At 60.8% G+C, this 25,679-nt stretch carries 26 protein-coding genes and 2 pseudogenes; 1 reads left to right on the top strand and 27 read right to left on the bottom strand.

Annotated elements, in window-relative coordinates:
• The 14 genes from OO25_RS07750 to OO25_RS07685 all read right to left on the bottom strand — a co-directional run.
• A partial coding sequence (locus OO25_RS07750) for an ATPase, T2SS/T4P/T4SS family (RefSeq protein WP_040179434.1) occupies positions 1–935 on the bottom strand: 935 nt, incomplete at its 3' end.
• Entirely contained in the window at positions 935–2,371 is a 1,437-nt protein-coding gene (locus tag OO25_RS07745; protein ID WP_040179433.1) for a TrbI/VirB10 family protein, read from the bottom strand. The genes OO25_RS07745 and OO25_RS07750, both read right to left, overlap by 1 nt.
• 2 nt (positions 2,372–2,373) lie before the next feature.
• The gene (locus OO25_RS07740) at positions 2,374–3,096 is read right to left on the bottom strand and encodes a TrbG/VirB9 family P-type conjugative transfer protein (RefSeq protein ID WP_040179432.1); all 723 of its coding nucleotides are present in this window, start codon (positions 3,094–3,096) and stop codon (positions 2,374–2,376) included.
• Positions 3,097–3,101: 5 nt separating this feature from the next.
• A complete protein-coding gene (locus tag OO25_RS07735; protein WP_040179430.1) occupies positions 3,102–3,782 on the bottom strand; it encodes a virB8 family protein in 681 nt (226 codons plus the stop codon).
• A gap of 17 nt (positions 3,783–3,799) precedes the next feature.
• Positions 3,800–4,813: a type IV secretion system protein gene (locus OO25_RS07730; RefSeq protein ID WP_040179428.1), complete on the bottom strand. Its 1,014-nt coding sequence runs from the start codon at positions 4,811–4,813 to the stop codon at positions 3,800–3,802.
• Positions 4,814–5,248 (bottom strand): hypothetical protein, encoded by a 435-nt coding sequence (locus tag OO25_RS07725; protein ID WP_242407003.1) that lies wholly within the window; start codon positions 5,246–5,248, stop codon positions 4,814–4,816. It abuts the gene before it with no gap.
• On the bottom strand, positions 5,245–6,012 hold the full coding sequence (locus OO25_RS07720; RefSeq protein WP_040179426.1) for a type IV secretion system protein: 768 nt from the start codon (positions 6,010–6,012) through the stop codon (positions 5,245–5,247). The genes OO25_RS07725 and OO25_RS07720 overlap by 4 nt, the downstream gene beginning before the upstream one ends.
• The gene (locus OO25_RS07715) at positions 6,009–7,121 is read right to left on the bottom strand and encodes a lytic transglycosylase domain-containing protein (protein WP_040179424.1); all 1,113 of its coding nucleotides are present in this window, start codon (positions 7,119–7,121) and stop codon (positions 6,009–6,011) included. The genes OO25_RS07720 and OO25_RS07715 overlap by 4 nt, the downstream gene beginning before the upstream one ends.
• Complete coding sequence (locus OO25_RS07710; protein ID WP_040179421.1) at positions 7,118–7,327, bottom strand: hypothetical protein; 210 nt, start codon at positions 7,325–7,327, stop codon at positions 7,118–7,120. Before OO25_RS07710 ends, OO25_RS07715 begins: the two co-directional genes overlap by 4 nt.
• Entirely contained in the window at positions 7,324–9,717 is a 2,394-nt protein-coding gene (locus OO25_RS07705; RefSeq protein ID WP_175304807.1) for a type IV secretion system protein B4, read from the bottom strand. The genes OO25_RS07710 and OO25_RS07705 overlap by 4 nt, the downstream gene beginning before the upstream one ends.
• The gene (locus OO25_RS07700; protein ID WP_040179417.1) at positions 9,692–9,970 is read right to left on the bottom strand and encodes a type IV secretion system protein VirB3; all 279 of its coding nucleotides are present in this window, start codon (positions 9,968–9,970) and stop codon (positions 9,692–9,694) included. The genes OO25_RS07705 and OO25_RS07700 overlap by 26 nt, the downstream gene beginning before the upstream one ends.
• A 15-nt stretch (positions 9,971–9,985) precedes the next feature.
• Positions 9,986–10,267 carry a TrbC/VirB2 family protein gene (locus OO25_RS07695; RefSeq protein ID WP_040179414.1) on the bottom strand — a complete coding sequence of 94 codons (282 nt, stop codon included), beginning with the start codon at positions 10,265–10,267 and terminating at the stop codon, positions 9,986–9,988.
• Between the two features lie 16 nt (positions 10,268–10,283).
• Positions 10,284–10,949 carry a lytic transglycosylase domain-containing protein gene (locus OO25_RS07690; protein WP_081288630.1) on the bottom strand — a complete coding sequence of 222 codons (666 nt, stop codon included), beginning with the start codon at positions 10,947–10,949 and terminating at the stop codon, positions 10,284–10,286.
• Entirely contained in the window at positions 10,921–11,235 is a 315-nt protein-coding gene (locus OO25_RS07685; RefSeq protein WP_040179412.1) for a hypothetical protein, read from the bottom strand. The genes OO25_RS07690 and OO25_RS07685 overlap by 29 nt, the downstream gene beginning before the upstream one ends.
• 132 nt (positions 11,236–11,367) lie before the next feature.
• Here OO25_RS07685 and OO25_RS07680 point away from each other — a divergent pair, with 132 nt between their 5' ends.
• Entirely contained in the window at positions 11,368–11,946 is a 579-nt protein-coding gene (locus OO25_RS07680; RefSeq protein WP_040179409.1) for a hypothetical protein, read from the top strand.
• Here OO25_RS07680 and OO25_RS07675 read toward each other — a convergent pair.
• The 13 genes and pseudogenes from OO25_RS07675 to OO25_RS07620 form a co-directional block, all read right to left on the bottom strand.
• Positions 11,940–12,140: a hypothetical protein gene (locus OO25_RS07675; RefSeq protein WP_027238812.1), complete on the bottom strand. Its 201-nt coding sequence runs from the start codon at positions 12,138–12,140 to the stop codon at positions 11,940–11,942. The genes OO25_RS07680 and OO25_RS07675 overlap by 7 nt on opposite strands.
• Positions 12,141–12,218: 78 nt before the next feature.
• A complete protein-coding gene (locus tag OO25_RS07670) occupies positions 12,219–12,428 on the bottom strand; it encodes a helix-turn-helix transcriptional regulator (RefSeq protein WP_040179450.1) in 210 nt (69 codons plus the stop codon).
• 109 nt (positions 12,429–12,537) lie between these two features.
• A pseudogene (locus OO25_RS22475) lies at positions 12,538–12,729 on the bottom strand (transposase); the annotation flags it as partial.
• 141 nt (positions 12,730–12,870) lie between these two features.
• Positions 12,871–13,716 carry an alpha/beta fold hydrolase gene (locus OO25_RS07665; protein ID WP_040179405.1) on the bottom strand — a complete coding sequence of 282 codons (846 nt, stop codon included), beginning with the start codon at positions 13,714–13,716 and terminating at the stop codon, positions 12,871–12,873.
• Between the two features lie 20 nt (positions 13,717–13,736).
• Positions 13,737–14,378 (bottom strand): annotated as a pseudogene (locus tag OO25_RS07660) (OmpW family protein).
• A 32-nt stretch (positions 14,379–14,410) separates the two neighbouring features.
• Positions 14,411–16,144, bottom strand: a complete 1,734-nt coding sequence (locus tag OO25_RS07655) for a GMC family oxidoreductase N-terminal domain-containing protein (protein ID WP_040179402.1) — start codon at positions 16,142–16,144, stop codon at positions 14,411–14,413.
• 86 nt (positions 16,145–16,230) lie between these two features.
• Positions 16,231–17,727 carry an aldehyde dehydrogenase family protein gene (locus OO25_RS07650; protein ID WP_040179400.1) on the bottom strand — a complete coding sequence of 499 codons (1,497 nt, stop codon included), beginning with the start codon at positions 17,725–17,727 and terminating at the stop codon, positions 16,231–16,233.
• 93 nt (positions 17,728–17,820) lie between these two features.
• Complete coding sequence (locus OO25_RS07645; protein ID WP_040179399.1) at positions 17,821–18,753, bottom strand: helix-turn-helix domain-containing protein; 933 nt, start codon at positions 18,751–18,753, stop codon at positions 17,821–17,823.
• 488 nt (positions 18,754–19,241) lie between these two features.
• On the bottom strand, positions 19,242–19,952 hold the full coding sequence (locus OO25_RS07640; protein WP_040179398.1) for a hypothetical protein: 711 nt from the start codon (positions 19,950–19,952) through the stop codon (positions 19,242–19,244).
• Entirely contained in the window at positions 19,939–21,018 is a 1,080-nt protein-coding gene (locus tag OO25_RS07635; protein WP_052465611.1) for a PIN-like domain-containing protein, read from the bottom strand. The genes OO25_RS07640 and OO25_RS07635 overlap by 14 nt, the downstream gene beginning before the upstream one ends.
• 4 nt (positions 21,019–21,022) lie before the next feature.
• Complete coding sequence (locus OO25_RS07630; RefSeq protein ID WP_040179397.1) at positions 21,023–21,550, bottom strand: hypothetical protein; 528 nt, start codon at positions 21,548–21,550, stop codon at positions 21,023–21,025.
• Positions 21,547–23,220 carry a DEAD/DEAH box helicase family protein gene (locus tag OO25_RS07625; protein ID WP_040179395.1) on the bottom strand — a complete coding sequence of 558 codons (1,674 nt, stop codon included), beginning with the start codon at positions 23,218–23,220 and terminating at the stop codon, positions 21,547–21,549. The genes OO25_RS07630 and OO25_RS07625 overlap by 4 nt, the downstream gene beginning before the upstream one ends.
• On the bottom strand, positions 23,221–25,563 hold the full coding sequence (locus tag OO25_RS07620; protein ID WP_040179446.1) for an ATP-binding protein: 2,343 nt from the start codon (positions 25,561–25,563) through the stop codon (positions 23,221–23,223).
• Between the last annotated feature and the right edge of the window lie 116 nt (positions 25,564–25,679).

Genomic DNA, 25,679 nt, shown 5'->3' with positions numbered 1-25,679 from the left:
CCCCGCCCGAGCTGAACGATCACATCGATGGACTTGCGGATGTACTCGCGCACCTCGGCGAAGGTCAGCGGCGTTCCCGCCTGCAGTACCATGATCGCCAACCGATCGATGGCGAGTTCCGCGGTTTCGGCGTGGATCGTCGAAACCGACCCACCATGACCGGTGTTGATGGCTTCGAGATAGGTCAGGGCCTCGGCCCCGCGCAGCTCGCCGACGATAATCCGGTCGGGGCGCATGCGGAGGGAGGCCTGAAGGAGGGCGTTGGCGCTGCGTTGCGAGCCGGCACCGCGGTCGGCCAGAAGGGCGACGGTGTTCGGTTGGCCGGGGAAAAGCTCGAAGGCGTCTTCGATGGTGATCAGCCGTTCATGTTCGATGACATGCGTCAGGAGGTGTCGGGCGAAGGTGGTCTTGCCGGTCGAGGTGCCACCGCTGATCAGGACGTTGAGCCGTGCCTCGACCAGGGTTTGCAGCGCGATCTCGAGGTTTTCCTCGGCGAGACTGGCAATGTTCTTCATCTTCTCGGCGCGGAGCGCATCGAGCGAGACGGCCTTGCCGAAAAGATAGGTTGGCACGTAGTCACGTACGCTGCCCGAGGCGAAGAGGCGGATCGTGATCGAGGCACCGCGATCGATGGCGGGCGGCACGGCGACCTGGACCCGGAGGGGCCGGCCTGCATATTCCACCTTGCCGGACACGAGCGGGTTCTTTTCAGAGACGCGGGCCTTGGCGTCGCCGACGATGGTCTGGGCCATGTTGAGGGCGGTGGTGCGATCCACGGTCTGGCCTTCGTGTCGCATCGTGGCGTCACCCGCGACCTCGAGCCAGACCTTGCCGTCCGGATTGATCGTGATCTCGACCACGTCATCGCGTCTCAGCAGGTCGCGGAACGGATCGAGATAGCGCTCGAGGTATGAGGCTGGTGATGCCTGCTCCATCAGTAAATCACCACATCCCGGTCCACCAGCACGGTGACCGAGGCCCCCTGATCGACATAGATCGTCGGCGCGATCGAGACCTGATCGGCAATGACCGAGCCGACCGCATCCTGAAGATCACTGCCGACATCGCCCAGGACTATGCTTGTGGTTTCATTGTTGGCGCTCTCGGCCGCCACGGCCGGCGCCGCCCCGATCACGGAAATCAACGCCGCGCCGCCGAAACGCTCGGCGAACTTGGTGTCGACGAGACCGGTGAGGCCCGAGCGACCGAGTTGGTCCCCGCCCACGGCGGCGATTTCCATCGAGGTGCCGTCCGGGGTCAGGACGCGGGTCCAGAGGATCAGGATACGCTTCTGGTGCAATTCGATCCCGGAGCGGTATTGGCCAAAAAGGCGGGAGCCACGGGGGATCAGGATCCGGTCCCCGGAAAACGCCGGAACCGGCTCGGAGACGACGGCCACGACAGACCCGGGCAGATCGCTGTTGATGGCGGTCTGAAGCGCGGCCTGGATGACCGAGCCTTGCGTCAGCGTGCGCTCGGGATGGGTGAGGCGGGCGGCCTCCTGCACCTCGAGCGGTCGCGCGCTTTGCAAGAACTGCTCATTGCCCGAGAGGGTTGGCCCTTGGGTGCCAGGGGCCGCCGGATCAGCCACCGCCGCGCCACTTTGGCCACCACCCAGACTATTGGAGTGCCCGTCAGCATAGACCACCGCGGGGGATTTGATCTGCGCGGTCAGAAGCTCTTCCGCAATCCGCTCGGCCTCACGTTGCCGCTGCTCCTCTTCCTGACGCCTGCGTTCTTCGAGAAGGCGCTGATCGGCGATCAACCCCTCGCGGTTGAGCTCTGCCTCAAGCCCCTCGCGTTGCGCCCGTTCGGCATCGAGCATGGCTTGCAGCCCTTCGATGCGGGTCTCGGTCTGGCGCTGCAGGTTGGCAAGCTCGGTTTCCTTTGCCGTGAGCGTCGCCTCGAGTGTCGCCTTCTGTTCGTCGAAGGCCTCGCGCAGGTCCGCGACGGCGGATTGGATTTCGGAATTGCGCGCGGCCTGGCTGGCGGCGAGGGCCTCGCGCAGTTTGGCGATCTCGGCCAGCACCTCGGCGCTTGCCTCCGGGGCAGGGGCAGCGGGCACATCAAGCGCTTCCTCGACGGCGATCAGCGCGTCATTGACCCGTTGTTCGGCCTCGTCGGGTGGAAACTCCAACCGCCCGCCCGTGCCGGGGCGGCGGTCCTGGAAGGTTTCGACATCAGAAGTCTCAAGCGCGCTGTCACTTGTCTGCAATCCAGTCGCCAGGAAATACGCGACCCCGGCCCCGCCAAGGGCGAGGGCGGCCGCGAGCGCGCCGACCCCGAGGCTGTTGCCGCGGCGTTTGGATTTGCCGCGCTGGCTGAATTGATCGAGGCGGTCCTGCAGGTCGGGAGGGGTTTGATCGGCCATGGTCAGTTGCTCACGTAGATGGCGCTTTCGTCGCGCCAGGCGCAAATCGCCTCGTCACCGATGCGCAACGTCCAGTAGGTGTTCACCCCGAGCACCCGGACGGTGTTGCCTTGCTGGGTCCAGTTCACCGTGCGCTCACGGCCCTGGTCATCGGCCTTGAAGAGGGCGGGCTGGCGACCGTTCTCCGGGAAGAGGAAATATGTGTAGCGCCCGTCGTCGTAGATATGGCTGGGGCGGAAGTCGCCCTCGCCTGAGACGCGGTAGTTATAGTTGCGCGGGGCCTCAAATCCCTTGGGCTGGCTGGAACCCGCCGCGCGGCGCTCCTCATCGGGGTAGCGGAAGCGCACCTCGAAGAACATGCCGGTGCGATTCGGGATCGAACCTTCGCGCAGGTGGAAGGAATAGGTGCGCCGGTTGGTGATCACCGTCATGTTCGTGGAGGCATTGGCCACATGCGGTTTGATCGTCAGCACGTTGCCGAGTTCGGGGATCGGATCGACCTGGAAGCTCTCGGTGTCGCCGACAATCACCGCTTCAAAGCGCTCCCCCGCCCCGAAATGAATCGTCGTCGAATGCCTGAGATCGGTTTCGATCCGGTAGACCTGGTTCTCGTTATAGACAGCCGTGCGGATGCGGACATCGAGCGGGCCGCCCCGTGGGGTGGCCTCAGCATTCGCAGCAACAGGAAGGGCGAGCGCCAGGAGGAGCGCAGGGAAGGATTTCATCTTGGTCAGTTCTCCAGGGTCTCGGCGTCGACGCGGTAGGAGGTCACCACGAAGCCCAAGGGGTTGGCCCAGACGTCCTGAAGGCGCTGGCGGGTTTCGGGTTGGAAGTCGTAGCCGACAGTGGCGACGTAAGACCGGGTCACGGTGCGGGTGTCGCGGGGGCGGCGCAGCGTACGGGTGAAGCGGACCTGGGCCACGCCGCGCTCGATCTGGTTCACCGATTTGATCACCACCTCGATCTTGGCGTCGCGGCCATAGACGGTGATCGGGTAATCTTCGTTGGTGGAGGACCAGAGATCACGCAGCGTGCGGGCGGCATCGCCGTCCGAGCGATCGAGCACCGAGTTGATACGCTGCTCGCCATCGGTCAGGTCATAGGTTTCGCGGTCATCGACGTAGGCCACGAGATTGGCCTGGATGATGGCATCGCTCTCGGAAAGCGTCAGGGCCTGAACGGCGGCGACCCGATCCATCTCGCCGGTTTCCTTGTCGACCACGACCACGAAGGTCTCGGTCGATTTGAGCGGGAAGAGGCTCGCGCCCGCGACCATGCCGGCCACGCCAACCAGCACGCCGGCCGCCGCGACAAACCAGGCGAAACGCTCGCGCCGCCGTGGCCCGTAGATGAAATCCGCCTCGAAAGCGTCGCGGTCAGGCGCGGAGGAACTGGTCACAAGCTTCTTCAAAGTCGTCGTCTTTCACATCAGGGTTTGCGGAAGCCCTTGGCGGCAGAGAGAAGCGCGCCCGGGCTTTGCCGGATCATCTCGCCGGTTTTGACCACGCCCGCATTGGCCATCTGATTCAGCTCGTGCGGGGACTTGCCGGTGACGAGGCGGGAGGTCGCGCCGGTGCCATACTGGCGCGTGTTCACGAAGCCCTGACGTGCGAGGCCGGTCAGACCCACGGCATTCGAGGCAATGCCCACCACGCCGGTAAGGTTGGAGGCGATGTAGGGCACCGAAGCCATGATCCCGGCGCTGAGGATCAGGATCACGAGGAAGGGCAGGATGAGGCTGACGGTCTCGACATCGCCCGGATCGGCGGAAGCATCCCCAATGGCCTCGGCGATGGCCACGATGATGCCCGCAGCCCCGGCAGCGGCGACGGGCATGAGCGCATAGCCGATGGTGGCGCGGGTCCAGGCCTCGAAGAGGGACTGGGTCGGTTTGAAGAGCGAGGTCACGATCATGAAGGGGGCGATCACGATCATCAGCGCGAAGACAATGCGGGCGAAGGCGATGATCCCTGCGGTGACGGCCGCGAAAACGGCGGAAAGGACAAAGAAGATGGCGCCGAGGACCGCGCCAAAGACCCAGCCCGCGCGATCGCCGATCGTGTCGCCATAGGCGGTGATGCGCGCGACCATATTGTCGAGGCTCTCATAGACCCCGGCCTCGTCGCCCGAGCCGGTGAGGGCGAGGATCGAGGCGCCGATGGAGTCGGGGACTTCCGTGACCACGCCATAGATGGCGCTGAAATTGTCCCAGCTCTGCGCGAATATCCCAACCAGCGCCACTTTTATCCCAAAGGCAAAGCCCGTGCCGAAGGGCAGGGGGCGCAGTTGCATGACCGCGTTGATCCCGAGAAGCACGAGGAGAAGGGTGGCCCCTGCCGAGATGACGTTGCCGACCGAGGCCGCCGAGGACACAAAGCCGTCCTGCGCCACGGTGTTCACCGCAGCGTCGACCTGCCCGAGGATGTCCCGAATGACCCCCATCTACTCTGCACATCCTTCGGCAACTTGAGCTTCCAGCGCATCGGCCTTGGCGTAGAGATCGAGCACCTTGAACGGGAGGCGCGGGTTGTCCGAGGTCTGGAACCGGGGCAGGACGTCAAGTGCCTGATCCCAGGTGAACTGATCCAGCAGGCAGGTGCAGGTTTCCGAGGCGAGCGCTTCTTCGGCGATCAGGATGCGCAGGATGGCGCGGTAGCCATTGCGCAGATAGGCGGTTTCGGCCAAATCGGCGGGCGGTTTGGGGACGCGGCAGTCGTCGGCCTCGTCCCGTTCGATGGCCATCGAGGTGAAGGGCCGATCCTGACCTGATGCCGCGTCGGGGCGGAGGAGGAGAGCGACCGGGATAACAAGTGAAAGGCCGAGAAGTCCGGCTTCCATCACAGTGAAGCGGCTTGGGATGCGTTTGGAAGTCTTCATGGATCCACCGCCATCGAGCGGAACTTGCGCTCATCTGCAAGGGTCGCGGCATCGACAACGCCGAGCTGGCCGGCGCTGACGCCTTGCGCGGCTTCCAGACGCCAGATCTGGGTCAGGATGATCCCGAGCTCGGCGGTGACGCGGGTGTTGAGATCGACGGCTGCTTTCAGCCCGTCCTGATCGTCGATGAGCCCGACCATGGTCTGGAGCCGCTCAAGGCTTTGCCCCGCCTCTGAGTGGCTTTCTTGTGCCGCGACGGAGAGCATGGCGCTGGCCCCGGCCGAGGCGGCAATCCGGTTGTCGGCGGGTTGGTCAGAGCTTGAGAGTGTCCCCAGGCGTTCCGAGGTGAAGCCGCTGCCCGACAGAACGCGCTCGACTGAGGCTGACAGTTCCGCGCCGGGATTGAAGCCGCTCAGGAAATCACCGCTGGCCAAGGATTGCGCGGTGTTGAGCGGGGCCACCAGCTTGCCACGCAGCGCTCGGAATTCCTCGACCGTGGCAAAGAGTTCGCCGAGCCCGCTGCCTTCGATCAACGAGGTCAGTTGCGCCTCGAGGTTCGTGAGTTGCGACAGCTGGGTTTCCAGTTCCAGCCGCATGGTGGCCAGCTGCTGCATCTGGACGTTCAGGTCCTCGGCCATGTGTTCGAGCTGTGCCACGAGTTGGCCAAGCTGCGATCCATCAAAGGTCGGCACGCCTTGAGCCGAGGCGGGCGAAGAAAACCCGAGTGTTGTGACCGCAGCCACGGTCAGGAGAAGATGTCTCATTCGGGAACTCCCATCTGCATGAAGTCGCGCTCGGCCAGCCGGTCGGCGACGAGGTGCTGCGCATAGGCCGCCGCGCGCTGCTGGTTTGCCGCCATCAGCCGGACGCGGAGGTTGAGGATGCGGCCAATCTCGGCCTTGGCGTAGGTGTTAAGCTCCCAGGCCGCCTTGGCATTGGGCTGCGCATCGATCTGCAGGATGATCGCGCGCAGACGGTTGATGACCTGCTCAGTGGTCGCCGAACTGTCGGCGGCGTAATAGACGCCGGCCTCCGAGATGCTGGCATATTCGGCGAGCGCAAAATCCGAAGGCGAGAGCGTGCCGAGCGCGTCGGCACCGCCCACCACGGCGAGGTATTCGTTGTAGAACTTCGAGATGTTGCGCACGTAGCCCTGTGTTTCGGCAAAGGGCGGCACGCCACCATATTCGATCACGCGTCCCGGCCCCGCGTTGTAGGCCGCAAGCGCATGGGGGATGTTGCCGAAGCGGTTGAGCTGGGTCGTGATGTAACGCGCGCCGCCACGGAGGTTGTCTTTCACATCGTACCGGTCGACGCCGAGATCGGAGGCGGTGCCAGGCATGAGCTGGGTCAACCCATAGGCCCCGACCGGACTTTGTGCGGCGACGTTGAACCGGCTCTCCTGCTTGATCAGGGCCTGGAAGAGGCAGCGCCACTGGGTGGCCGAGAGACCCGCGCGGGCCACACCGGGTGCGCCTGCGAACTCGCCGGCGACCTCGACAATCATCATCTCGACCGTCTCGCGGCCCTCGCCGAAGAGGCGGCTGTTCATGGGGCTAGGGTCGGTATTTGGATAGACCGCCGACACACCAAAATCCGCATTGCCTTCGAGGGCGCGGATATCAAATCCGGGGCCGGTGATGGCCGCCGTCATCTCCTGAAGGACGCGCAGCTGGTCGGCCTGCACATCGGCCAGCGTGGATTCGGTCCGATCCTTGTCCTGTTGGACGCCAAGATCCTCGGCCAGCGCTGTCACGCGCGCGATGGCGCGACCGATCGCGGAATTATCCTGCGTCGGCACGCCCTGGGCATGGGCGGGCAGGGCACCGAGGCCGAGGAAGAGCCCGGCGGATATGATCGCAATACGGCTCATTCCGGACGGGGCAGAGGCTCGAAGGTGCAGTCGGGTTTGGCCGTCGCGTGAGTCGGTGCGCCCATGGTCGAGAAGGACAGCGCGGACCGCGTTACTTGCGGCTCGCCATTGCGTCCGAAGCAGGGCGAAGTTTTCTCGGTGTACTTCTCGCAAGCGGAAAGAAGGCCTGCGGCGGCGAAAAGCGCGAGAAGGGGTTTCGAACTCATATCACATGTCTCCAGAAATCGGGATTGGCGCGCCAATCGGCAGGCACACGGGCCTCGCCGGTGGCGCCGCCGCCAAGGATGGGGAGAAGGGTGCCAAGTGCGGAGAGGTCCGCATCGACGAAGACGCTGTCGCCCGCCGAGCGCACAAGTGCGATGCGCTGGCCGATGGTGGGCTGGACGAGAAGGGCGCCCTCCTTGGCGTTCACGCGGAGGAAGTCGTAGTCGGAGACGGTGGCGCGATCGTTCGGGAAGAGGATCTGCGTTGGCACCGTCTCGACGATGGTCTTGCCGACGCGGCTGTCGCGCAGTTGGCTCGGATATTGCGTCATCATGATCACGACGCAATTCATCTTCCGAAGCGTGACCAGCCAGTTTTCCAGCCGCGCCCCGAAGTAGGGATCGTCGAGAAGCTTCCAGGCTTCGTCGAGCACGATGATGGTGGGGCGGCGATCCTCGACCACGCGTTCGATCTGACGGAAGATGTAGGAGAGCACCGCCATGCGCTCGGTGGTCATGTCGAGAATCTCGGTCATGTCAAAGCCGATGATGTCGGAGGCCAGTTCAAGCCCGGCACCGTATTCCGGCTCGTCGAAGACCCAGCCATAGCGCCCGCCGGGCGCCCATTCGGCGACGCGGCTCTGCAACTCGCCATCGTCATCGAGCGACTGAAACAGGGTCTCGAAACTCGCGAAGCGTCTGAGCGAGCCCTCTGCATGGGCATTTTGCGCGACCGCGCTCTGGATATGGCGGGACTGCTCGCCGGTCAGGGTTCCGCCCCGGGAAAGAAGGGTCGAAAGCCAGTCCGAGAGCCAGGCGCGGCCCCGTTCATCGATTTCGGTATCGAGAGGGTTCAAGCCGGACGGCACGCCTGCCCGGATTTCGTTGTAGCGGCCACCAAGGGCGCGAACGGCCATTTCGAGGCCGCGATCCTTGTCGAAAAAGAAGAGCCGCGCCCCGACCCGCTGCGCTTGGGCTGCGAGGAAGGCGGTGGTCAGCGTCTTGCCGGTGCCTGTGCGCCCCAGCACGAGCGTATGGCCGACGGTCGGTTCCTTGCCCGGGCTGCCCGCCTCATGGAAATTGAATCGATAGCCAGAGGTGCCGACCGTCGGCAGCACGGAGATCGTCTGGCCCCAGGGCGAGTGATCGGGGCCGCGCCCCTCGATACTGCCATGCAGGGCCGCGAAGTCGGCGAAATTGATCGAGGAGATCGGTGTCTTGCGCGCGCGGTAGCCGAAATTGCCGGGCGACTGCGCAAAATAGGTCGCCTTCAGCGCCATGGCCTCGCGCACGATCACCGACATGATTTCCTGGCCCACGCGCTTGATCTGGGCGGCGGCGCGCTCGAGCGTGTCGCGGTCCGGCGCATAGACGGCGATCGACAGGTGATGATCGCCAAAAGCGATGCGCCCTGCCTCCTGGTCGTCGGCGGCTTGGCCCAGCTGTTCCCGCAAGGAGACGGCCGCGTCGTCAGAAGCCTGCATCTGGCGGATGATCCGCTGGATGCGCTCGGCCATGATGTTGTTCGGGATTGGGCTGAAGGAGTTCGTCAGCACTATGTCGAGCGGCAGGTCGAGCGCGTCGAGCAGTGTTACATCTGTCAATGCCGGGTAGGTCTTCATCGAGAAGAGCGCGCCGTATTTGATCTGGCCGGTCACGGCGTCTGTCAGGGTCACGACGTCGCCCTCAAAAGTCGCGCGGCAATTGCTCAAGGTATGCGAGAGGGGCAGGGCGCTTTGGCCGAAGGCGATGGGGGAGTAGCTGCCGGCGTTCAGCGTGTTGAGATAGCCCAGCCATTCGCCGCCCGCCTTCGTGAGCCGCACAGGGTTGGCGGAAGCGAGCGCCACCTCGAAGAAGCCCATCACCTCGTTCAGCTCCTGCATGCGCGTCGCGCGGTCCTTGACCCAGGCCTTCCGGGCCAGTGCGCGCAAGAGCGGAATGCGCGCCGAGATATCGGGGCGCCGGATCACGCTGAGATAGAGCTGACGCTTGGCCGGGCGCAGGTTCTTCACATGGGACTGCCACCGCGCATCGATCGCGGCGGCAAAGCTGTCGCCCTCGATGGGGCGCATCCCAAGATCCTGCGGCACGGAGATGCGGTGGATGTAGAAGCCGAAAGCATTGCCTGTCTGGGCAACGATGGCGGCGACCGCGCGTTTGAGCGCGTCGAGCCGGGCGTCTTCGCTGGTCATCGGGTTCAGTCCATCGAGGCGCAAGGTGGCGAGAAGGTCGCCCTCGCGCAAGACCATCACATCGTCATCCGCGAGCGCGAAATACGGCAGGTGTTCGGCGAGATAACTCTCCCGCGCGAAGTCACCGCCACCAGCCTGAAGCAGAGCGGTTCCATGAGTGGAAAGTGTGCCTGCATCACGCGCCAAAGCTGTCGCCTCCATGCAGGGCCCGGTTCTTCGTCGGGCGCACCGCGCCGTAGGAGACGCGCAGGACCTCGAAGAAATGCGGCTCGCGGTCGGCGACGAACCAGAGGATCGGATAGGTGACGATGCCGATCAGGAAAAACACCATTGACTTCGTCCAGATGAACGGCAGAACGACCCCGGTCGCCAGAACCACGAGGTATCCTACGGGCAAGCCCAGATACTTGGGCGGTCGGGCGAGGCCCAGAAAGAGGGGGGATCGTTCTGCCACTGCTCTACTCGGCTCTCAGGAGAAGCCGTCGACGATGGTGCCGGCCGAGAAGATCAGCACGATCCCGATGATGACGGAGGCGAACCAGCCCCAGTTGAGCCGTCCCATCATGCACATGAAGCCGGTGCCGATGACCGCGAGCGTGGCAACCGCGATCCCGATGGGACCGGTCAGCGCGGCCTCGACGGTTTCCAGCATGGTCTGGATCGGCGACAAGTCTTGCGCGAGCGCGGGTGTTGCGAAAGCCGCCAGGGTTGTGGCGGCAGGCAAGAGGTGGCTGAGGCGATGTCGAAGCATGCGAATTTCCCTTGTTTTACTGAAGATCGATGAGGACCGGAGCGCGGGCAGGCAAGCGGGTCGCGATACGGATGTCCGGCGCGGAAACGGATGTGCCCGCCAGCCGGGACCGGATCCGGTGGATGCGAGCAATGTAGTCGCGGGTCTCGGTGAAAGGCGGAATGCCGGAATACTCGACCACGCGGTGCGGCCCTGCATTATAGGCCGCGAGCGCCAGATCGATGTCCTTGAACGTGGCGATCTGCGCGAGCAGATAGCGTGCGGCGCCGTCTAGGTTCTGGGACGGATCGCGCAGATCGACGCCGAGCGCGCGGGCCGTGTCCGGCATCAACTGCCCCAAACCGTAAGCGCCCTTCGGGCTGACGGCGGTCGGGTTGTAGCTGCTTTCAGCCTCGACCAAGGCGCGGAACAAGACCTGCCAGTCGTCGGCACTCAGACCAGCTATGCGCAGGGCACGGTTCCCCTGGTGGCGGACGGCAGTCGTCTGGATCAGAGAGAGGATGCCCTCACGACCGGTAGGCGGCGTGGCTTCCAAAGAGGCCAGAACGACTTCGGCCTCAGCGCTATCATCCAGACCGGCCCATGCAGGCCTCTCGCCATGGAAGGTCCAGCCCGAGGTGCGGGCCGTGCCGTCGCGGCCGAAGGCGATGACGTCAGCAGCGCTCCTCGAGGGTGAGCTCATAGTCAGGACCAAAGCGCAAATCGCGCCCGTCGCCGAACTCGAGATGATGTTTAAAGAGCCCCGGCCATATGTTGAAATACCGCGGCTCCGGACCGTGCGGGGTGATCCGGGTTGAGACCAGAATGGCTTCCGGTTCGCCCTCGCGCAGGTAGATGCACTGGTAGCGCGGCTTGCCATCGTCCGTGAACCCCACGAGTTCATACCGGCAGCGGAACGCGATGCCCTTCTCGGACAAGTCTTTGACACCATCGATGGTGATCAGGATCTGGTTGCGCGCTATCGGCATGTTCGGACTCTCCCCACGAGAGCCCTTCTACTTCACGACACTAAGGCCATAAAGTCATATGGAGTCAATACGACATATTGCAGAAAAATACATATTGTACGATAGTTGCCGCAACTTTTGCGGGAGAGCGATATGAAGCGACAGGCGATGGCAGCTGCAATGGGAGTGATGGCGGTGTTTGGAGCTCCGCAGAAGGCGCAGGCCTATGACATCGATTGCGCCATCATGCTCTGCATGGCGGGCGGTTTTCCTCCCAGTGCGGTTTGCGCACGGGCCTATCGCACGATGATTCGACGGATCACACCCTGGCCGAGCCTGCCGCCCTTCGGAGTCTGCACCTTTGCCCATGTGCCGGTCGAGCTGGGCGGTCCCGGCGGGGAGGGCGAACTCGACACCAACCTGCCGGAGTATGAATGGCTGAATCGCACCCATGTGATCTGGTTCGCCGGGCGATCCTACGAGCCTCGCGACGAACCCCGGCAATGGGATTGGTCGATCCGTTCCTGCGATCGTGAGAACCGGACCTGCCGCTACATCCAGCGGGTCTACGGATCCCACACGCCCTGGCCCTCGACATTCATCTCGGAAAGCGGTCAGGAGATCGCCTATCCGACCAGCGGTGGCCTTTGGCACTTCTATTCCCGCAGCATCATGGTCGAATACGGCGACTACGAGGGCAACATGGGCCACTCGGAGTGGTTCTCTTACTGATCCGAACGGTCCGATGTGTTCAGGGAAACCGGGCGAAGCTCGGCAAAGCTGACATCGAAGCGTTCTCGGTCGACATGCCAGCGGCGGCTCACCGAACCATCATTCCAACGGTAATCGGTGAACAGGTGGATCTCCTGCGTACCATCGTTCAGAAACCCGTCCTGAAAGGGCCAGCCTGTCTTTCTTTTCGCCATGTACCCGTGCCACTCGTACTGTTCTTGCCGTTCTTTCTTTCGTTGGGGAATGGCGGGATCAAAGCCGCAGGAAACGGACTAGCGTTTCGCGAAGAGTTCTTCGGGGTCGACATTGAGCGCCCGAGCGATGCGTTCGAGAAGGTCGAGGGAGGCCGCGAACTTGGCGTTCTCGACCTTGCCCATATGGCCGCGGCTCACGTCGGCCCGATGAGCAAGCTCCTCCTGGCTGAGGCCGCGGGCGCGTCTCAATTCCTGGATGTTCAGTGCTACACGGTCCCGCAAGTTCATGCCCGCGAAACGGACACGATGCGCGAAATATCGCCACGCGATATATGTTACATTCGGAGGTGCGGAGTAGAATTCTTGGAACGGCGCGTGATCGCCGGAATGGGGTGCCTGCCTTCTCATCCTCCAAAGCCTTCAGCTTGGCCGCATCAGACACTTCCATGCCGCCATACTTGGATTTGAATTTATAAAATGTGCCCTGGCTGAGACCGTGCTTGCGGCAGACCTCTTCCGTCGGCATCCCGGCTTCCTGTTCTTTGATCATCCCGATGATCTGCGCTTCTGTAAAACGGCTCTTTCGCATCTGTTTGCTCCTTCAAGAGGTTGAGCAAACTCTACATTAAAGTGCGGGAGGTTTCGGGGGGCAGGTCACTAAGGGCGCGATATCGGGGTGTTTTGTTAACGAATGCACGGATACCGGAACACACTTTTTGGCGTGCCACAGTCACGGGTTGTCGACATCCGCGACAAAAGCCGTCAGATCCGCGTTGAACCGATCCGCGTGTTCCAGATGCGGCAGGTGACCGCAGCCATCATAGAGACGTTTGCGAATGGCATTTGTTCCCTGCTCGAGGAATCGCAGGTGATGCATTGGCGTTAGCTTGTCCTGCTTGCCCCAGATCACCATAACCTGCTGGTCGATTTCGCCCAGCCAACCATGCAGGTCACGCACCAGTTCACGGCGGAATCCGAACAGGTTCGACAATCCACGCAGGGTCTTCAGAAAGGCGCGTTGCGCCCCTGGCATGCGGGCGAAGGCCAGTCTTGCGCGCACGAGTTCATCGGTCACCAGGCTCTTGTCATGAACGACCTCCCCCATCAGCATCCGCATCCCCAGCGGGTTCGGCCAGGTCAACATTTCTCCCAGCCCCGGCAGGGTCGAGAGCCGGAAGAGAATGTAGGTCTCATAGCCGATCACTGCAGGCGAGACGAGGGTCAGCGAACGGACCCGAGCCGGCTCTGCGCGCGTGAGCCCCAATGACAGCCGTCCGCCCATCGAGTGCCCCACGAGGTGGAAACTTTCGAGCCCGAGTTCCGTCACGAAGGCCCGCAGAAACGCGACCTGCGCATCGAGCGACAGGTCTAAATCGGCGGGCTTGTCGGTCCTGCCGCAGCCCGGCAGGTCCACCGCCCAGACCCGGTATCGCTCGGCGAGCGGGCCGATATTGCCCTGCCAGTCCTCGATGGACGAATAGATCCCGTGGACGAGGAGCACCACCGGACCGGACGTGCCGACTTGCCGGTAGCGCGTCCTCAGCCCCATGATATCGACGTAACGATCTTCGCTCATGCAATGCTCCTCGTTTGTCGTCAGAACCGATACGACACACCCAACGTGACCGTGACCGGATCGAGCGTCAGCTTTGAGCCCCCCACCACCGGTCCGGCCCCAGTGGGCGCTGTGAAATCTGTTTCGGTTTCCAGCCAGGATTTCTTGATCTCTGCAAAAGCGCCCCATCTGTCGTCGATGGCGTAGTCGACACCGGCGACCAGCACCGTGCCTCAGCCGTTATCGACCGACACGTCAGCAAGCGCCGCATCTTCTTCGTCGAGGATCAGCCCATAGACCGCACCTGCTCCGATATAGGGTGATACCCTGCCGTCGGTGTTGAAATGGTAGCGCAGGGTCAGGCTTGGGGCGCCATAGGTGACATCGCCCAGATGCCCGAACGCCTCAAGCGAACCGGCACCGTAAAGGCTGGTTGTCGCGGGAAGGCCGAGGCCCAACCAGACCGAAATGTCCGGGCGAAAGAAGTACCCAACCTCGAAAATGGCTGTGACATTGTCGTCGATCCGAGCATCACCGCCTGGCACTTCTACGCCGCCTATGCTGACGGTCGCGGCCTCGTCAAAGAACACACCCGTCAGCCCGGCCTTCAACTCGATCTTGCGATCCGAAAAGTCCTGCGCCTGAGCGCTCTGGAGCGCCGCCACCAACGCAATCGCGGCCATAGCGGGTCGGGTCAATATCGCTTGCAAAGTCATCAGATCGCTCCCACCAGAATGTCGGCCATCCGTTCGCCGATGATCACGGTTGGGGCCATCGTGTTGCCGGTCGAGACCTGCGGCATGACTGAGGCGTCGGCAATCGACAGTTTTTCGATGCCATAAACTGACAGCGACCCATCCACGACCGACATCTCGTCCGTACCCATCTTGCAGGTGCAGCTTTCGTGGAAATAGGTCCCGGCAGCGCTGCGGGCGAAGTCCTTGAGGTCTTCGCCCGACAACGCGCCGGGCATCACCTCGCGTTTCACGAACTCGGCCATCGGGGAGGAGTTGCCGATTTCGCGGCACAGTTCAATGCAGCGGGTGAGCGCGGTCAGGTCGGCCTCTTCCTTAAGGAAGCCGCCGTCAATCGAGAGGGGATCGCTGGGGTTCGGCCCCGTGAGCCGCACCTCGCCGCGCGATTTCGGTTTCACGATGCCGGGCGCGATAGTCCACGACCCCGCCGGAACCTCGAAGGCCGGGCCATGGACTTCCGATGCGTAGGGCACCTCAATCTGGAAAGGTTGTAGGTCGGGTGTGTCGAGGTTGGAATTCGACTTCCAGAAGAATGTCGCCTCGGCCGCCGAGTTATGCGGCGGCAGCGGGGTGTCATACTCCCATACGCAGCCCGCGGCGAGGATGTGATCCTGGAAATTTTGGCCGACCCCGGGCAGATCATGCGCTACCTCCACGCCAACCTCGCGGAGGTGAGCCGCCGGACCAATACCTGACTGCATCAGGATTTTCGGCGTGTTGATCGCACCTGCCGAGAGCACGACGCGTTCATTCGCGCCCACGGTCATCACTTCGCCGTCCTTCTCGAAAGTGACGCCCGTCACGGTGGTTCCATCAAGCTCGACGCGGTGGACGGTTGCGCCGGTCACCAGTGTGATGTTCGGGCGCTTCAGCGTTTCCCAAAGGTAGTCGGCGGGCAGGTTGCGGCGCATCCCGTCCTTGATCCGCACATTGGCGAGTGCCGCACCGCCCTCGCCTTCCATCATTTCGCCGTTCATATCGGAATAGGATGGAATCCCGACGCTTTCACAGGCTTGCAGAAAGGCCGGCGCGATCGGGTTAGGGTCTTCGACCTCAGTGACGAAAAGTCGCCCTCCCGTGCCGCGGCGGCTGTCATCTGCTGGGCCGTGCCAATCTTCGATCCGCTTGTAAATCTTCAGCACATTCTCGTAGTTCCAGGCCTCATCGCCGGTTTCGGCGGCCCAGTGGTCGAAATCGTTCTTGTGGCCACGCGCCCAAATCATCACGTTGATCGACGATCCGCCGCCAACAACCTTGCCCATCGGTAGGATCAGAGAACGCCCGTTCACCTTGTCGGAAGCCTCTGCGGTATAACCCCAGTCACGTTCGGAACGGATATTGGTGGGCCACATCAGCGGGTTCAGTACTTCGTCAATCTGATCGGTATCGCCGGCTTCCAGCACCAGTACGTTGGCATCGGTTTCGGCTGCCAGTCGTCCAGCGACCACAGCGCCGCCTGACCCGGAGCCGACGACGATATAGTCATAGGATCTAGCCAGGTTCTGCGCATTATAGCGCTGCGTGATCGCCGCATCGCCCAGTTCCTGTGCCCAGACTTTGGCTGTCGCCAGCGATGCGCCGGCCGCCACGGCCATCTGTATAAAGGCCCGCCGCCCGATGCGGCCATGCACCAGCCCGGCCTGAAGCGTCATCAGCCTATCGCCCTTTTCGAGTGCTTTCGAAAAAATTTTCATGATTGTCCTCCCAAAGACATAGTCGCCCGCTCCAAACGGCTCCTCACCGCATGAGGAGCGGGCCAATTCTTACTTTCGGCTAGCGTCTAGAACGGCAGTGGGTGCGGCTGACGCTGGGTCGAGATCCAGCGCTGCGTTGTAAAGGCCTCGATGGCGCCTTTCGGTCCCCATTTGCCGCCGCCACCCGAAGCCCCGATTCCCGAGAATGGGCAATGCGGTTCGTCGTGGACCGTCGAGTCGTTGATGTGGACCATGCCCGCATGGATGCGCTCGGCCAGAAGTTCACCGTGCAACACATCGCCGGTAACGACAGAGGCAGACAGACCATAAGGCGTGTCATTGGCCATCGCGATGGCTTCATCTTCACTGTCAAACGGCGTCACGGTGGTCACGGGGCCAAAGACTTCATCTGTCCAGACATCCATCTCCGGCGTCACGCGGGTCAGCACCGTAGCGGTGTAGAACGGTCCTTGGGCCTTGCCGCCGCATTCAGCTTTGGCACCAGCCTTGACGGCTGAATCCACCATGGCCTCGATCCGGCGCAGCTGACGGGTGTTGATGATCGGGCCGACCACGCAGGTCTGTTCGTCGGGGTTGGTGGGGACGAAATTGACTGTCTTAGCCACAAGCTTTTCGACAAACGCATCATAAATCGAACGGTCCACCAGAACTTTGTCGCAGGACATGCAAATCTGGCCCTGATGCAGGAACGAACCAAAGAATGCCAGATCGACTGCACGGTCGAGATCGGCATCCTTGCGCACGATCATCGAGTTCTTGCCGCCGAGTTCGAGCACGATCGGTTTGAATGCCTTGGCGCAAGCGGTCGCGAGAAGCTGACCGACGCGTGTTGAGCCTGTAAAACTCATCACCGCGATCCGTTTGTCATCTACAAAAGCATTTCCCACCATGGCCGCACCGTCGCGGGAGGTCGTAACAACGTTGAAAACACCCGCTGGGAAACCCGCGTCGTTGAAGAGTTCCGCCAACATCAGGCCACCGGACAGGGGACTGTCTTCTGAGGGTTTCAGAACGGCGGTGTTGCCGAGCGCCAGCGCATAAATGAAGCCTCGCAGCGACAGGTAAAGGGGGAAATTCCACGGGCTGATTGCGCCCACGACGCCTGCGGGCGAGCGCAACGTGCGATTTATCTTCCCCGGTACCTGGCTCGGATAGATCTCGCCGATCTCGCGGGTGGTCAGCCCGGCGGCTTCGGCGAGCGCCAGCGGTACTAGCGAGCATTCAAACATCGCCTTGCCAAAGCCCGAGCCGGTCTCAGCGACGAGCATGTCCACGAAATCCTGCTGACGCTCCACAAACAGTGCCGCAGCGCGGTGAAAAAGCCCTGCGCGCGCAGCAGGAGGCAACGCCGCCCAGTCTGGCTGCGCCTTTGTCGCTGCGTCAATGGCCGCCGTCACATCGTCCGCAGTTGCGTCCGCGACTTGCGCAATGGTGTCTCCGGTGGTGGAATTGTCCGTCGCGAATGTCTTTTCGTTGCTGGCCGCGCTCCACGCGCCGCCAATAAACATCTCGCGGGCCGGCACTTTTGTGTCCCCGCTGCCTCGCTTAAGCCAATCGAGCATTTTCTTTCCTCCCAAGATGAATTTTGGATATATGAAAATGCGATCAGAATTATTGCGCCATGAACAAAACACGCAACACTTGGAACAAAACAATCAAGACAACATACTTGGCGGTCTCTGACGGCGCTTACGATAACCCGCAGGCGTTTCGCCTGTGGTCTTGCGGAAAGTTCGACCGAAATGGCTCGCATCAGAAAAGCCAAGCTCAAAGGCAAGAGCCTCTATCGGCGTCAGAGACTTGCGCAATTGACGTTTTGCCTCGGCGATGCGGACCTTGTTGGCAAAGCGCGCCGGCGTGGTGCCGAAGTACTTCTTGAACTGGCGGTTCACGGACGATTCCGACGTCGCGGCAGCACGTGCCAGTTCCGCGATCGGCACATGGCGGTGCAGGTTGTCCCGGATGAGGCTGGCTACCGCCGCAATACCGGAATCGTGCGATCCGTATTTGCTGACAAGCAGGGAACGCCCGCGAAGCTGGAGTAGCCGTAGAAGAAGATCGTCAATCTTGGAGTCAATGCGCAAATCGGAAAACACATCTCTTTCGGTCCGAAACAGGCGCATCAGGTTCGGCAGATCAAGCTCATCCGCCTCGCCGCCCCGCAACACCGAGAACGCTGTCCAGTCGAGCGACATCGCGATCGGGTGCCCGCCACGCGTCATGGTCTCGTTCAGTCGTCCAAGCACTGACTCGACGCGCTCGTTTTCGATCTCGATGCAATCGCATTCAATCGGAGCGTCCGTGCGCGCCATGCTCAAGTCGATGTCGATTTCCAGCCCCGGCGGGACGAACATGACATCGCCGGGCATGAAGTCGAATGCGTCGCTGTCCGACACGCTCATGATTTTGTGACCGCGTCCCAGGCGGCAGATGATCGGGTTGGCAAAGCAAAACTGGACCCGTGCAGGGGTGTTTGTGAAGTAACTCGCTGCCTCCGAATGCGAAGCATAATGCGCGGACCGGTATTCGACCAGTTTCCTCACCCGGCGCTCCGCCTGACTGTTTCTGGCTAAATCTAGCTGGGTCATTTCATTTCTCCCTTCACGACCGACTGACGCGGCGCCCCTTTCCCGGTCACTCTATGAGGTGCGCACCGAGGAAATTTCTATTAAACTAATTTTCTGCCAATCGGGGTGTGCAACAAAGGTAACAATTGATACCTTGTGTTTACCGCGAAGCTCACATGTAGGATTGGGTCGAAATGGTATCACTCGAAACCGCTAGCGGCAAAGTCCGCGACGGTTATCTGTGAGCGATATCTGAACTGCGACTCATGTTGGGATTGTCCGTCGTCAGAGTTTCCCGGATCACTTCGGCCGTTTTCCATCCGAGGCATTTTCTGGGTGTTGCGTTGAGGCGGTCACAGATCATTTTCAATTCATGATCTGTGACCGCCGTGATGTTGCGCTTCCAGCAAGATAGGGCATTTATCGCAAGCCAGTTTAGAATGTGCCCGGCTACAAGAAATTAAACGCATAAGGTTTATTATGTTAATTAAATCGTGCCTTTGCGTTCGTTAGGACCATCGTACTTCAGTTAACAGATACTCCCGAATGATGCTTCTGACGATCACACCGTCATCCTCAAAAACGGTATAAACATAAACACCTGGTTGGACGATTATCCACCCATCTGCCATGTCCTCACCGCTGTACAACCGCTGGAGCAACCGGCTGCCAACTTCCGGCCAAGCGCTACCATGATCAACCAGAAGAAACTCGGCCAGAAGTTCCTCCTCAGTGTTGATTAGAGGACGAATGAAAACGTTCGATGGATCGCCATGGCAAGGCTGTCCCAATTCGTGAAACACGTGCCCCCTGGCATTCTTCACGACAACAGACCTGACGCGCGCGAGATCCGGATACCAAGTCAGCCTTGAAATGCCGTCTTCGTCGGTGAAGCGTTCCACGCGTTCCGCTATCTCCCTCGCCAGTTTGAGATTGCCGCGCAACGCGCGACGGGCGCCCTCAAACATGTTGGGCACCGGATCGACACCGCCAAACATCGCGGTTCCCAAGAATGCCGCGAAGTATTCCTCGTCAGCGGAAAACCCGTTGTTGCATTTCTCACAGATGTCGACGACGTGAACATTGTCAGGCAAAGGACGATCCAGCAGGACTTTCGACGGGACATGATCGCGGGTTTGACGCATTTTACCCAACCGGGCGGCGCAGTGCAGGCAGTACCCCTTGTACCTTTCGTCCGTGAAGTCGTTATACCTCTTCATCCATCTGCTCTATCAGCTCGTCGATCTCGTTCAGCCGCCGCCTTATCGTCGATCGGTCTATTGAAGTGCTTTTTTGCCGTCTCTGATCGGGGTTTCCAGAAAGTTGCGCAATCAGATCATCGCGCTCGTCCTCCAGGGCGACAAGCTGATCCAAGCGCTCGCGGTCGGCGTCGCTTCTGGCCTTTCGTTCCTTGGCCTCGCTGTCCTGTCGCAGGCTCCTTTCGACCGCGTCCAAATCCTTCTTGATCTCGGGGTGGTAATCTGCGGCGACACGAATGAAGTTGCCAAACTCGTAGATGTGAAACTCTTGCTCGGCCTCCCGCCTGAATTCCTCGACGAGTTCGGGGCGAGGACCAAGCTTTCGGCCGTTTTGCAGCCACCACCAATCCTCCTTGACATCATCGGATATGAAAATGACCGGTCGTTTCTCCGATTTCGCCTTTGCGATCATGTCCTTCCAAATGATCAGATCACCGAACTTTCTGTACTCGTCGCCGTCCTTCTTGGCGTCCAGATATCCAGGCGGCACACGTCGCGCGTACCTGGTCTCCCCCTCTTTTTTTAGCTTGGCGAGCGTGTCTTCCGTCCATTGCGAGCCAACGCGGCCCTCAAACAGCTTGGTGACCTGATCGACAACGGTCGCGATTTCCTTGGTCGGGTGCGTTTCCCTCGCGGTGGTCAGTCGGGCTTCAAAATCGCTCTGGTACTTTTCCAACGCGGCCAACTCGCGCTCAATCTCTATCGTTGGGTGCGCGCGCAGCTGGCGAAGACGCTCCCTGGCTTGCGCGATCGCCTTCCCGCAATCGCGTTGTATTTGATCGTAAGCGTCAAGGCCCGCGCGCTCCACGTCCAAGCGGTTCCTGTGAAATTCAAGACCCACCTGGTAAGGAATCCAAAGGGATTCACCCATGGCCTCAAACAACCTTAGCAACTCGTCCCTGACTTGGGCGGGGTGCCGTATGCAGTGCAGGAGAATATTCGCGTCAGGCACGAATATGGCGGTTTCCCAAATCGCAGCGACCTCATCCGCCGTTTTCGGATACCATCCGGCCAGCTCTTTTTTCATCGCCCTACTCCCACCAAACAACCGAGCCAACGCCCAAGCGTGCTGCCGCCTCCCGAACGAGGTCACGGGCGCCCGTGTCCAAGGTCTTACCGGTCTCGATGATCACGACAGAGGAACTCGCGGACGACTTTGTCGCCCATTGCCGTTCAAAGGCAGCCATCAATAGGTGTTTCCAGTCCCTGCTCTTGCCCCAACACACAACCCGACCGTCCGAAAGTCGCATGCCATGAGGTTTGATGAACTTCCTTTCGACGGCAATGTCAGGGTCAATGTTCAAAACCCGCAGTACCTGGTCGCCGCTTTCAAGCAAACGCTCGCGGGCGTAGTCCTTCACCAAGGTGTCCTTGATGTAGACACGCACCGCCCGCGGGTCCATGAAATGGCCGAGCTTTCCGCCGATGTCAGGTGATTTGGCCCACTGTTCGTAGTACGTCGAATGATCGGCGTCTGACATCGTGAGCCAGCTTAATTGGTCAAGCTTCTCCCAAAGAGCCTCTTTGATGCCGCGCCGGATGTCCTCAGGCATACTCATTGCACAGTTCCTCCGCCGTGGGGCTCGGGGAAATCAAACCTGGGAAGCTCCAACCGCGCGTCACCCTCTCGCGAGAAAAGATCCGCTTGATCTTTCATCCATTCTAGAATGAAACCACCGGCGCTCTCATCCCGGAACTCGACTACCCCTGGCAACCGAAGGCGCTCAAGATCGCCCTTGGCACCCATCTCCAGATTGATCACTTCTGAAATCCGACGCAGGTCGCTGACAAAGTCTAGGACAACGACTTTGTCCTTGCGTGGGCTGGTCCGCAAACCCCGACCGAGCTGCTGGACGAATATGCGCCGACTATGGGTAACCCGCATGAACGCGATCAGGTCCACATCCGGAACATCGACGCCTTCGTTGAAGAGATCGCGCGTCGTGACCAGATCGAGCGCGCCCGCTCGAAACCTGCTCATGACCTCATCGCGTTCGCGGGCGGACATCTCCCCTGTGATCGCCTCACAGCGAAGCCCAAATAGACCGAGCATGGACGCGAAACTGTGCGCGTGCAAAACGGTGGAGCAAAAGACGATGCCGGATCGGCGTTTCTCGAGGTCGAAGATCTCTTTTATCTTCCTAGCCGCCTCCTCGTCACGCGTAGGAAGCAGAAGGCGTTGGTTGAGCTGGTTTATCGAATAATCATTGTGCGACCTGTCGCGGACAAACTCCCAATCAATATTGTCGGCGAAGAGCCGATAATCGGCCTCGCAGAGAAATCCGCGCTTGAGGCCCTCGGCTATACCAACTCTGATCACCGGCGGTCCCAACAACGTGTCGATGTCGTAGCCGTCCCCTCGCCAGGGAGTGGCGGTCACGCCACCGATCATGGCGTCCGCCATTCGGTCGGTCACAGCGCGGAAAGTGTCTGAGCCCACGTGGTGAGCCTCGTCGATCAGCACAATGTCAAACTCGGGCAATTCTTCCAGACGGGCGACCGCGCTCTGAACCGTCGCGAAAGTTATGCCGTCCCAATAGGAGGGATACTCCCCTCCGACCAATCGGTGCGTCGGAATAGTCTTTGGTATCTGGTCCCAGAAAGCACGCTGAAGTTGGTCTACCAACTCACGGGTGCTGGCGAGGACCAATGTTTTTCTGCCGGGTACCAATCCATCCGTATATAAGCGCGCTACAGCCTCCGAGAGAACGACGGTCTTTCCAAGCCCTGTCGCCAACACAACCTGCCCCCTGCCCGTCTCCCGAAGTGAGGCGATGAAGAGCTCAACTGCTTCCTCCTGATAATCCCGAGGCTCCCGGCGCGAGGCGGGCAATTCTGGGCTTTTGCGTGCCATTTGAAGCAATTGGGCGGGCTCGAGGATGCCTATTTCAAGTCCCAACGCGCTCCAGCGCTCGATCGCGGCCCTCATGGCGGGCCCGGCTGGCCTCGACGTTGCAACGAATATTCTTGAGGCGTGATAAAACCGTGAGGCCTCGGCAACCTCGTCAACTGCCGAGGCAGCGGCGTAGCCGTTGGTTGTGAATTTGCACTGTATGACCCAAAGCTCGCCCTTCTTCCGACCCAGCACATCCGCGCCCCGGTCGCCGGAACCGCCCACGACACGAACATCCTCGAAACCGTTGCAGACTAGCAATCTGGCCACATCCCGCTCAAAGGCTTGCCAGGGGCCGCTCAACAGCCGGCGGGTATCCAGAAACGCGTCTCCCATTCAGCTCGTCACATCAGGTCGCAGAAGACGCAGCGAACAGGTCGCTCGGATGATCGCGTCCCGGTTCGCGCTTTCAAGATCCCTGGAGGATTGGTTGGACAACCAGATCGCGTCTCCAAGGTAGGCGTCATATCGCGCGACAAGTCTTTTTCGAGCCTCGTCATCAACCAGCAGGTCGCCAAGGTTCAGCGTTTCGAATGGGTCAGCCCAGTATCTACCATCGAAGAATAACTCGGGATGCCTGACAAAAGCGTCGCGCACCGAATGAAAGTCCATAAACTCCCAGAAACGCCCCTCCGAAATCACGCTACCCAGTTCGGATATGCCACGTGCCGCCATCTTCTTGGCGATATGCTCACGATCCGAGGAAGCCAGCTCATCATAAAACTCTTTGCCCTTTCCAGCCGGCAGCAGATCGGGAATGGCCTTGGTGAACTCCTCAAATGTCGTGTTCGCCACCGCGATGATCTCGGCGGGGTCCAACCGGGTCGCCGTGGCAAAACTGGATCGATAGTCGGCCAGGATATTGGCCAAAGTCACATCGTGAACCTGCCCTTTGAGGAAATCGAGCGTAAGCACCGAGAGCTCGGTGAGAAGCGCGTCCATGGGTGTCATGGTTGTTGATCTGAACACGTCATGTGTTGGATCCACAACGAACGCGTATGTTCTGGTTGCCACATCGTCCAGACGCAGCGTCCAGGGTAGGCCACCGGAAAGTTCAGGGTCCGTCGGCTCGGTTGTGAAAGCCTCCACCGTGAACTCAACCCGATACGTTGGATGAACGTATTTTCGGCTTAGCTCATGCACCAGGACACGCTCCGGAGCGGGCTCCTCCGGTTCGATTGGCTCGTCCTCGGTTGGTGGCGGGGTTTCCTGGTCCTCGGGTGGGTCCGTTGGATCGTCATCGTCTAGAAAGCCATCCGGCAGATCAGGCTCTCCGCCTCCTCCGCCCCCATCGCCCAGGATGGCCTTATCCTGCTCCTCAACGAGCTCCCACCAGCGTTCATCGTCAAGATAATCGGTCTCATTCGAATGGAAGGAATCCGCCATCTGCTCGGATCGGTCGTTGTCTTTGACCACAAGGACACGGGACCAAAGGCCGTTTTTACCTTGGGGGCTGGAACGCCGGAAGGCTTGGAAGAGCTTGTATAGCGGGCTTGCGTTGCCATCGAAGCCGCTTTGCTTTGCGGCCATGGGCCGCAATGGCCCATCTCCCCGCACAATTCGAGACATTTCCGTCCAGGCGGGATCGTCCCGCTCGAACCGGTCCTTGGTGTAGCTCACCCGGCAGTGGTCTATGTGCACCTCGCCCACGAAACGCCCGCGGTTTCTGGGGTCGTCGATCGGGTATTCGACCTCTGATGTATCGCCATTGTTCCAAACAAAAAGATCCTTCGAACCGATCTCGATCTTTCGGCCATTTCGGATGAAGTCGATGCCAAAGTCTGACTTGTGCAAATATCGCTGAAGTCCAACCCAACCCCTGACGCGACGTTCGGTTTCGACAACCTCGCATTGATCGCTACCAGTGGGGCACTGCTCGTCCTGTGCGCCCAACGTGCGCATGCAATACCGGCAGTATCTGCGTGGCGCGAGCGCCACATCAAACTCCTCGACGGCATGGACGGACGTCCCGTCTCCGAGCTCAACGGAGCGAGACGGATCCCAGTGACAATGCCGCCTTGGTTCCAGCTTCTTGCCATTGACCTTAAGGCGGACGCGACCGGCCTCGGAGTTTTGCAGAAGGGACGAATAGGTGCGGGCGAGGTTCTTCCTGATCGTACCAAGGTTGGCGGAGCGAGCGAGATAGGCGCGCTGATCGGGCTTAAGCTTTGTGATCACAATTTCGGTACCGTGTAGACTGTGATCGGATTTTGCTCTTGTTTGCCGCGGGACCTTAAAGCTCTGGCTCGCTCTCAAAGAGTCAAGATCGATGCGAACACCAACGTATTCGGGATCACCGGCCCGTGTGGTCCAGACCTCCGTCACCAACCCCAATCGGGCCGTGGCGATATTGAAGCCCATGCCGAATAGGCCGAGATTGGTCAGGGGGTTGTTTCCGGTCCATCCGGCCCTTACCGCGTTTTCCAAAACGTCAATTGACATGCCCGGGCCGTTATCCCTGACAACAACACGCGCGTCGGGCTTGTTCGATGTTGGGATCGTAACGGATATCTCGGGATGCTCGATTGAGCTCCCTGACCGCGCGGCCTCGATCAAACCATCAATACCATTATCAATCAATTCGGCGATGCATCGCCACTGGTGCAGGTTGATCTCGCCCAGCATTTGAAGAACGCGCGGGTCGGGGGTGAGATCAAGTTCCTGAGTCAACGAATCCATCAATACAATGTCCTTTTCCACTCTTTCTAGTTGAAACGAGCAAACGAAAAAAGCCTTGTTCCCCATCGAGATGTCCAGTTTCGTAAAGGATGGGGCTAGTGACTGACGATCATTTG

The organism is Phaeobacter sp. S60 (genome assembly GCF_000826845.1).
Taxonomy (GTDB): domain Bacteria; phylum Pseudomonadota; class Alphaproteobacteria; order Rhodobacterales; family Rhodobacteraceae; genus Phaeobacter; species Phaeobacter piscinae.
Note: the sequence above shows the minus strand (reverse complement) of the source record. Positions and strands in the feature narration are given on the sequence as shown.

Excerpts from the sequence above, each read along its gene's own strand:
- OO25_RS07745 (WP_040179433.1), bottom strand. The coding sequence starts at position 2,371 with ATGGCCGATCAAACCCCTCCCGACCTGCAGGACCGCCTCGATCAATTC.
- OO25_RS07740 (WP_040179432.1), bottom strand. The coding sequence starts at position 3,096 with ATGAAATCCTTCCCTGCGCTCCTCCTGGCGCTCGCCCTTCCTGTTGCT.
- OO25_RS07730 (WP_040179428.1), bottom strand. The coding sequence starts at position 4,813 with ATGGGGGTCATTCGGGACATCCTCGGGCAGGTCGACGCTGCGGTGAAC.
- OO25_RS07725 (WP_242407003.1), bottom strand. The coding sequence starts at position 5,248 with ATGAAGACTTCCAAACGCATCCCAAGCCGCTTCACTGTGATGGAAGCC.
- OO25_RS07720 (WP_040179426.1), bottom strand. The coding sequence starts at position 6,012 with ATGAGACATCTTCTCCTGACCGTGGCTGCGGTCACAACACTCGGGTTT.
- OO25_RS07715 (WP_040179424.1), bottom strand. The coding sequence starts at position 7,121 with ATGAGCCGTATTGCGATCATATCCGCCGGGCTCTTCCTCGGCCTCGGT.
- OO25_RS07710 (WP_040179421.1), bottom strand. The coding sequence starts at position 7,327 with ATGAGTTCGAAACCCCTTCTCGCGCTTTTCGCCGCCGCAGGCCTTCTT.
- OO25_RS07705 (WP_175304807.1), bottom strand. The coding sequence starts at position 9,717 with ATGGAGGCGACAGCTTTGGCGCGTGATGCAGGCACACTTTCCACTCAT.
- OO25_RS07695 (WP_040179414.1), bottom strand. The coding sequence starts at position 10,267 with ATGCTTCGACATCGCCTCAGCCACCTCTTGCCTGCCGCCACAACCCTG.
- OO25_RS07690 (WP_081288630.1), bottom strand. The coding sequence starts at position 10,949 with ATGAGCTCACCCTCGAGGAGCGCTGCTGACGTCATCGCCTTCGGCCGC.
- OO25_RS07685 (WP_040179412.1), bottom strand. The coding sequence starts at position 11,235 with ATGCCGATAGCGCGCAACCAGATCCTGATCACCATCGATGGTGTCAAA.
- OO25_RS07680 (WP_040179409.1), top strand. The coding sequence starts at position 11,368 with ATGAAGCGACAGGCGATGGCAGCTGCAATGGGAGTGATGGCGGTGTTT.
- OO25_RS07675 (WP_027238812.1), bottom strand. The coding sequence starts at position 12,140 with ATGGCGAAAAGAAAGACAGGCTGGCCCTTTCAGGACGGGTTTCTGAAC.
- OO25_RS07670 (WP_040179450.1), bottom strand. The coding sequence starts at position 12,428 with ATGAACTTGCGGGACCGTGTAGCACTGAACATCCAGGAATTGAGACGC.
- OO25_RS07665 (WP_040179405.1), bottom strand. The coding sequence starts at position 13,716 with ATGAGCGAAGATCGTTACGTCGATATCATGGGGCTGAGGACGCGCTAC.
- OO25_RS07655 (WP_040179402.1), bottom strand. The coding sequence starts at position 16,144 with ATGAAAATTTTTTCGAAAGCACTCGAAAAGGGCGATAGGCTGATGACG.
- OO25_RS07650 (WP_040179400.1), bottom strand. The coding sequence starts at position 17,727 with ATGCTCGATTGGCTTAAGCGAGGCAGCGGGGACACAAAAGTGCCGGCC.
- OO25_RS07645 (WP_040179399.1), bottom strand. The coding sequence starts at position 18,753 with ATGACCCAGCTAGATTTAGCCAGAAACAGTCAGGCGGAGCGCCGGGTG.
- OO25_RS07640 (WP_040179398.1), bottom strand. The coding sequence starts at position 19,952 with ATGAAGAGGTATAACGACTTCACGGACGAAAGGTACAAGGGGTACTGC.
- OO25_RS07635 (WP_052465611.1), bottom strand. The coding sequence starts at position 21,018 with ATGAAAAAAGAGCTGGCCGGATGGTATCCGAAAACGGCGGATGAGGTC.
- OO25_RS07630 (WP_040179397.1), bottom strand. The coding sequence starts at position 21,550 with ATGAGTATGCCTGAGGACATCCGGCGCGGCATCAAAGAGGCTCTTTGG.
- OO25_RS07625 (WP_040179395.1), bottom strand. The coding sequence starts at position 23,220 with ATGGGAGACGCGTTTCTGGATACCCGCCGGCTGTTGAGCGGCCCCTGG.
- OO25_RS07620 (WP_040179446.1), bottom strand. The coding sequence starts at position 25,563 with ATGGATTCGTTGACTCAGGAACTTGATCTCACCCCCGACCCGCGCGTT.